We start from the raw sequence: 7,172 nt of genomic DNA on the forward strand, positions 1-7,172 counted from the left end.
AGCCGAACCAAGACTTGGTCGCAGTTTTACGCCCATCATCAAGCACGCGGGAAGAAAACCACCCAAGCCTTGGTGATCCTTGCGCGTCGCTTGGCTCGGCTGGCCTTCGGCCTGATGAGGCATCAGGCCGACTGGAAGCCCGAGGTATATACCGGAGGTGCTAAGCCGGCCAACTGAGGCCGGGGCTGCTGCGCAGCCCAACCAAACTGACGGATAGCACCCAACGCCGAAGAGAAATTCTCTGGCGCACTGACTTGTGCCTGGAGATTGCTGAAAGAGGCCGAAGGCGGTTCAACTGAGAAATTGCCTTCGGCCATAGAATCTCCCACAGGGGCCGTGACATGCCTGAGAAAGGTGTTTAGCGAGCCATCACCGACTTGAACAGGTCCGAAGCCAACCACCCCTCCAGCCAGCTCCGCACCCGCGGATAAGCCGCCTCGGCGAACCACTGCGGTTCGACCCCGGCAAACTGGCGCATCAGGGGCAACAGGGCGGCGTCGGCCAGGCTCGGGTGATCGGCCAGCAGGTAAGGCCGGCCTTCGAGCAACTGTTCAAGTTCCGCCAACCAGGCCTCGGCCTGCTGGCGGTAGTACTCGCGTGAGTGCTGCGGGTAGCGCTCGGCGTACTTGTACAGGTTCACCTGCGCCTTAAACGTGCTGTCGTTGCGGGCTATCAGCGCCTCGGCGCGCTGCGCTGCGGCCGCGTCGGCCTGCAGGCGCCAATCCTGTGGGTCGTGTTGTTCGAGCGCCCAACGCATGATGTCCAGGCTCTCTTCCAGTACGCCGTCACCGGTATCCAGCACCGGCACCGTGCCCTTGGGCGACAAGGCCAGCAGTGCTGCCGGCTTGTTCTTCATCGCCACCTCGACGATCTCCACCGCGCAGCCGGCATAGCGCAGCGCCAGGCGCGCACGCATTGCCCACGGGCAGCGGCGGAACGAGTAGAGGATCACCCGCACACCTCCACATCGCTCAGGCCGTTGCCCTGGCGGCGCACCTGGATCTGCACCGGAATGCGCTCGTGCATCTCCTGAACGTGGGAGATCACCGCGACCTTGCGGCCTTGCGCCTGCAGTCCGTCGAGGGCGTCCATGGCCAGTTGCAGCGACTCAGGGTCGAGGCTGCCGAACCCTTCGTCGATGAACAGCGATTCGATGCGCAGGGTACTCGAGGCCATCGATGCCAGGCCCAGGGCCAGGGCCAGCGAGACCAGGAAGGTTTCACCGCCGGACAGCGAGTGCACCGAGCGCAGCTCGTCGCCCATTTCGGTGTCCAGCACCAGCAGGCCCAGGGCGCTGCCACCGCGCTTGAGGCGATAGCGGCGCGCCAGCTGGCGCAGCTGGGCGTTGGCGTGGTGCAGCAACAGGTCGAGGTTGTAGCCCTGGGCGATCTTGCGGAACACGTCGCCTGAGGCCGAGCCGATCAGCGCGCTTAGCCGCGCCCAGCGCTGCCATTGCTGGTAGGCCTGCTCGATTTCCCCGGCCAGGGCCTGGCTCGCCTGCTGGCGGCGCTGGTCGTCGGCCTGCTGCGCGCGCAGTTCGGCGCATTGCTGTTCATGGCCGGCCAGACGCTCGCGCAGCTCGCCCAGCGCTTGCTCAAGGTCTTCGACCGAAGCATCGACACTCATCTGCGCCGCGTGTTGCTGCAGGCGTTGTGCTCGTTCCTGGAGCAGCACGCGGCTCTGTTCGATGGCTTTCTCGGTGCCTTGCAGGCGCTGACGCAGCTCACCCAATTGAGCGTCGTCGATGGCCAGCAGGCGATCCAGCCCGGCGTCGTCCAGCTCCGGATGCTCGGCGCGCCATTGGGCGATGTCGCCTTGCAGTTGCTGACACTCGCTGTCCAGTGCCTGCTGCTGCTGGGTATTGGCCTTGAGTTCGCTGGCCAGTTGCACGCCCTGGTTGCGCAGGTCCTGCAGGCGTTGGGCAGTGTCTGCATCATTGCTGCGGGCCTGCTCCAGCTGGCTGTCCATGTGCTGCTGCCAGGCTTCGGCACTGGCCTGCTCGCCAAGCAGTTCGGCCAGCGCGGCCTGGGCCTGCTGCCGCTGGGTGTCGAGCGCGGCGAGCTGTTGCTGCACCTGTGCCAGGGCTTGCACGCGGGCTTGCTGCTGGTCGCGCAGCTTGTCCAGCTGCACTTGGCGTGCCTGCTGTTCGTCCTGCTCATCCTTGCGCTGCTCCAGCTGTTGCAGGCGCTGGGCAATCTGCTGATCAAGGGCGAGGAAGGCATTGGCCGGGTCGTCGCTCAGGGCGTTGAGCACATCGCCCGGGAGCACGTTGGCCAGGTCCTTGAGACCCTGCTCCAGCTGCTGTTCATCGCTGGCCAGGGCCTGGTGCTGCTGGTCGAGATGGCGCTGGGCCTGCTGCTGGGCTTCTTGCGCCGCCTGCATCTGCTGGTTGAGGCGAGCGGCATCTTTCTGCAGGGCAAGCAGGGCGCTCTGGCGTTTCTCGTCCTTGCCGATTTCTTCGTCCAGGCGCTGTAGCTGGCTGGCGAGCCAGGTGCTGCGGGCCTTGTCGTCCTGTGGGGCGAGGGCGGGCCAGAGGCTGTGCGCCTGCACCTGCGCCACCAGCGGCTGCAACTGCTCGCCAAGCTGCTGCTGTTGCTGCTGGTAGTCCTTGAGCTGGGCGTTGACCACGCCGAGCTGGGTGCGCAGTTCGACCAGTTTGCCATTGAGGGTCTCGACCTGTTTCTGCGCGGCTTCTTCTTCAGCCTGGTCATGGCGACCGAGGCTCTGCAGCAGGGCCTCAGGCTGATGAAACGGGTGTTCGGCACTGCCACACACCGGGCAGGGCTCGCCGTCGCGCAACTGGCCGCGCAGTTCTTCGACGCTGGTATTGCGCGCCAGGCGCTGGCGTTCCAGCAACTGCCGGGTGAGGTTGAGCGCCTGCTCGGCGGCTTCCAGTTCGGCCTTGGCCGCCGTGCCTTCGCCGATCAGTTGCTGGCGTTGCTGCATGGCCTGCTGCTGACGCTCACGCAGGGCATCGAGCTGCTGGCGCAGTTCCTGTTCACGGCCATGCAGGCGTGACAGTTCTTCGACGGCGCGTTGCTGCTTGCGGTTGTCCTGCAGCATGTTGCCGAGCAGGTCGATCTGCTCGGCCAGGGCCTGGGGTTCGGCCTTGGCTTCGCGGAATAGCAGCTCGAAGTGGTCGCGTTGGGTCTGCAACTGGACATTGGCCTGGCTGGCTCGGGCCTGCAGGCCGGGCAGCTCTTCGCGGCCCTTGGCCAGGCGGCCACCGATCAGCATCACCTGCTTGAGTTGCGGCAAGTAGGCCTGCCAGGCATTGGCAAGGCCAGCCAGGTGCTGGCTGTCGGCCAGGGCGGTGTCGATCTGGGCCAGTTGCTGCTGGCTGCGCTGCTGGTGCTCTTCCGTTTGCTGCAGTTGCTGCTGGCCTTCGGCAACCTGCTGCGCGGCCTGATCGCAGGCGGTGCGTTGCCCCGCCAGTTCCTGGTCAAGGCGCACCAGGTTGTCCTGGCCGGCGAAGGCCTGGCGCAGGCGCGGGGCATTTTCACTGTGCAGGGTCTGGCTCTGCGCCAGGGCCTCGCGAGACGCCAGCTGCGCCTGCTCCAGCTCACGGGTGCGCGTTTGCAATTCGGTTTGCTGGCGCTGTTGCTCGGCGATCTGCGCCGCGACCGTGGTCAGCTGCGCGCCGAGCATCTGCTGGCGGTGGAATTGGTGGCGCTGCGGCGCCAGACGCTCCAGGCGTTGCAGGTCGAGACGCTGCTCGGCCAGCTGCTGCCAGTCCTGTTCGGCGGCTTGCAGGGTGGCGCCGGCTTCGGCGTGCTGGGCCTGCAACTGGCGTTGTTCATTGAGCCAGTTGCGTTGCTGCTCCAGCTGCCGCTCGCCGGCCTGGTCGGCCTTGAACTGCTGCAACGCCTGCTCCAGGCGTTGGTCGAGTTCGGCGCGGGCTTCGGCGGCCATCGGCAGCAAGTGACTGGCGCGGTCATTCAGGGCTTTGTGTGCTTCGCCAGTTTCCCGCGCCTTGCTGAAGGCGCGCTGGCCGAGGCGGGTGTAGATGGCGGTGTTGGTGAGCTTTTCCAGCAGCTCGCTGCGCTCTTTGTCATCCGCCTTGAGGAAGGCGCCGAACTCGCTTTGCGCCAGCATCACCGCACGGGTGAACTGCTCGAAATTCAGGCCCAGGCGGGCTTCGATCAGTTGCTTGTATTCGCTCTTGCCGCTGCCCAGCAGCTGTTCGCTGTCCAGGTCGTACAGGCTCTGGCGGCTGAACTGCAGCTTGCCGTTGGCCTTGTCGCGGGCACGGTTGGCTTCCCAGCGGGCGCGGTAGCGGTGGCCGTCGATGCCGACGAAGTCGACTTCGGCGAAGCCGCTGCCGGTGCCGCGGCGCAGGAGGTTGCGCGGGTCCGACGTGGGGATTTCGCCGTCGGCATCCGGCACCTTGGCTTCGCGGCCGATGTCGTTCAGGCGCGGCACGGTGCCGAACAGGGCCAGGCACAGGGCATCGAGCAAGGTGCTCTTGCCGGCGCCGGTAGGCCCGGTGATGGCGAACAGGCCGGCGCTGGCCAGGGGCTCGGCGGTGAAGTCGATGTCGACCGGGCCGGCCAGGGATGCCAGGTTCTTCAGGCGGATGGCGAGAATCTTCATGGCTGTTCCTCTTCCAGCTGGACGTCCTGCAGCAGCAGGGCGAAATCGGCCAGGGCCTGCTCGTCGACGGGGTTGCCGTAGGCCTGCTCCCAGGCGCGGCTGAACAGGTCCTGCGGGGTCATCTGCGCCAGCTCGACGAATGCAAGGTCGTCGTCTTCGCTGTTGTTGCGGCCAGCATATTCAGCGCTGATGCGGATCAACCGCACGGCCTTGCCCTCAAGCGCGGTTTCGATCTGCTGGCGCAGATCGGGTTGCGGCTCGTCCAGAATCACTCGAACCTCCAGCCAGGGCTGGCGGTTGGGGTCTTCGAGCAGGTCGATCACCGGTAGCTCGGTCAATTGTTCGAGCAGCTCGCCCAACGGCGCCGGGCCGACCCGCTGCAGGGCCACCGCACGGGGTACCGGGCGCGGCTCGACGCTGACCAGCTCACTGCCCTCCAGTTCGACTTCCAGCACTTGGTGCGGGTAGTTGATTTCGGCAAACGACAGCGGGATCGGCGAGCCGCTGTAGCGAATGCGGCTTTCGCGGTTGACCTTCTGCGGCTTGTGCAGGTGGCCGAGCGCCACGTAGCTGATCGACTTGTCGAACAGCTTGGCCGGCAGGGCTTCGGCATTGCCGATGATCAGGCTGCGCTCGGAGTCTTCGGACACCGCGCCACCGGCCATGTGTGCGTGGCTGATGGCGATAAGCGCCTGGTCCTTCTTGCGCTTCTTCTGCGCCGCGCCTATCAGCTGCTGGTGCACCTGGGTGATGCCTTGCAGGTAGTCGTCGCCCAGCTGCGGGCCGGTCACTTCGGCCGGGCGCAGGAAGGGCAGGGCCAGGCACCAGGCCGCGATCTTGCCGCGGCCGTTGGTCAGCGGAATCAGCAGGCGCTCGGCATCCAGCTGGCCCTCGTCGAGCCAGTGCACCCGGCCCAGCGCGTGGGTGCGCAGGCGGCGCATCAGTGCGGCTGGTAGCTCGATGCGCGAGCCGGAGTCGTGGTTGCCGGCGATCATCACGATGTCCAGCTTCGGCTGCTGCTCGTGGGCCTGGACGATGAAGTCGTAGAGCCGTTCCTGGGCTTTGACCGGCGGGTTGACCGTGTCGAAGATGTCGCCGGCAATCAGCAGCGCGTCAGGCTGGCGCAGGCGCAGCTGGCCGAGCAGCCAGTCGAGGAAGCAGGCGTGTTCGAAGTCGCGTTCCTGGCCGTGCAGGCTTTGGCCCAGGTGCCAGTCGGAGGTGTGAAACAGACGCATGGATGACCTGTCGGTGTCGAGTCAGCAAGCCGGGGGCTTGGCGTGAATGAAGGGCTTTGCGGAGGCGGGTATGGTAACCCAAGCTCGGGTTGATTGAGTTTCTGATTGCGTCAGGGCTGCCAGGTGCATGGCGGGGGAGATTCAGCGCCTGTGAGATCGAGCGCCGCCCGCGCGGAAGCGCCGTTGCTGGGCCGGCGCTTTTTCCCAGCGACGGATATTTTCGCGCTGTGTAGGAAAGCGCGAAATTACTTGGTTTCTTCGTCCTACAAACGCATTTTTTCCTCAACACCGCGTTCATTGTGGACCCCGCGATCATTGCCCTAACCTACGAGCGCTTCGAGTTCGCAAGGAGATTGCAATGTTCATGGACCTGGCCGAACGCCTGTTGTCGCAGCATCGCCGACTGTTCAAGTTCCACCACCTGACCGACCCCGATCAGCCACTGCTGCTGGAAAGCTTCCGGGGCACCGAAAGCCTGTCGGAGCCTTTTACCTACGAACTGCTGCTGATCTGCGATGCACCGCAGCTGCCGCTGAAATCAATGCTCGGCCAGCAGGTCAGCCTCGAGATCGAGCTGGCCGATGCTGCGCCGCGATTCATCAACGGCTACTTCACGCGCTTTGCCAGCCAGGGTAGCGACGGTGCGCTGGACCGTTACGGCGCAACCCTCAGCCCCTGGCTGACGATGCTCAGGCACCGCACCGACACGCGCATCTTCCAGAACTGCACGGTCGATGAGGTGCTTGCAGACGTCTTCGCCCTGTACCCGGCCTATGCCGACTACGACTTGCGCCTGAGTCAGCTGCAGAAACGCCACACCTACCTCACCCAGTACCGCGAAAGCGACCTCAACTTCGTTCAGCGCCTGCTGGATGAAGCCGGGCTGTTCTATTGGTTCGAGCACAGCCTCGAAGGCCACACCCTGGTCATCAGCGACGACTCCACCGTGCTCGACGCACTCCCAGAGCAAGCGCAGATCCGCTTCCACAGCGCCTCGGTCACCGAAACCGCCGACTCCATCACCCAGTGGTGCGGCCACCGCCAGCTGCAGGCCGGCAGCATGGCCGTGCAGACCTTCGACTACCGCCAGCCACGCAACCGCCTGCCGGTGGCCATGCGCAGCCTCAACGAGCAAGGCGCCGTGCAGCGCTTCGAAATCTACGACCCCGGCCAGTACACCCACAGCACGTCTGACGAAGGCGAGGCGTTGTTGCGCCGGCGCGTGGAAGCGCTGGAGCTGGCCGGCAAACAGTTCGAGGGCGCCAGCAACTGCCGCGCCATGCGCCCCGGCTACAGCTTCGAACTGCTGCAACACCCGAGCCACCAGACCGGTCCCGTGGAGGA

The 7,172-nt window shown here is 65.5% G+C and carries 4 protein-coding genes and 1 pseudogene; 2 read left to right on the plus strand and 3 right to left on the minus strand.

The genetic code is table 11. The features are described 5' to 3' along the window. Window positions 1-177, plus strand: a pseudogene (locus tag N430_RS29045) (IS110 family transposase); the annotation flags it as partial. Window positions 178-358: 181 nt separating this feature from the next. Here N430_RS29045 and N430_RS29050 read toward each other — a convergent pair. From N430_RS29050 to N430_RS29060, 3 genes are read right to left on the minus strand one after another with little or no spacing between them, the layout of a single operon-like run. Next, window positions 359-952, minus strand: coding sequence for a glutathione S-transferase (locus N430_RS29050; RefSeq protein WP_110640008.1), 594 nt, complete (start codon window positions 950-952; stop codon window positions 359-361). Continuing rightward, complete coding sequence (locus tag N430_RS29055) at window positions 949-4,593, minus strand: AAA family ATPase (protein ID WP_110640009.1); 3,645 nt, start codon at window positions 4,591-4,593, stop codon at window positions 949-951. Before N430_RS29055 ends, N430_RS29050 begins: the two co-directional genes overlap by 4 nt. Beyond that, window positions 4,590-5,828 (minus strand): exonuclease SbcCD subunit D C-terminal domain-containing protein, encoded by a 1,239-nt coding sequence (locus N430_RS29060; RefSeq protein ID WP_110640010.1) that lies wholly within the window; start codon window positions 5,826-5,828, stop codon window positions 4,590-4,592. The genes N430_RS29055 and N430_RS29060 overlap by 4 nt, the downstream gene beginning before the upstream one ends. A gap of 358 nt (window positions 5,829-6,186) precedes the next feature. Between N430_RS29060 and N430_RS29065 the strand changes: the two genes are divergently transcribed. Then, window positions 6,187-7,172: type VI secretion system Vgr family protein (locus N430_RS29065; RefSeq protein WP_116583636.1), on the plus strand; the 986-nt coding region annotated here is incomplete at its 3' end.

Origin of the sequence: Pseudomonas sp. CC120222-01a, from assembly GCF_003097235.1 — a bacterium.
GTDB lineage: Bacteria > Pseudomonadota > Gammaproteobacteria > Pseudomonadales > Pseudomonadaceae > Aquipseudomonas.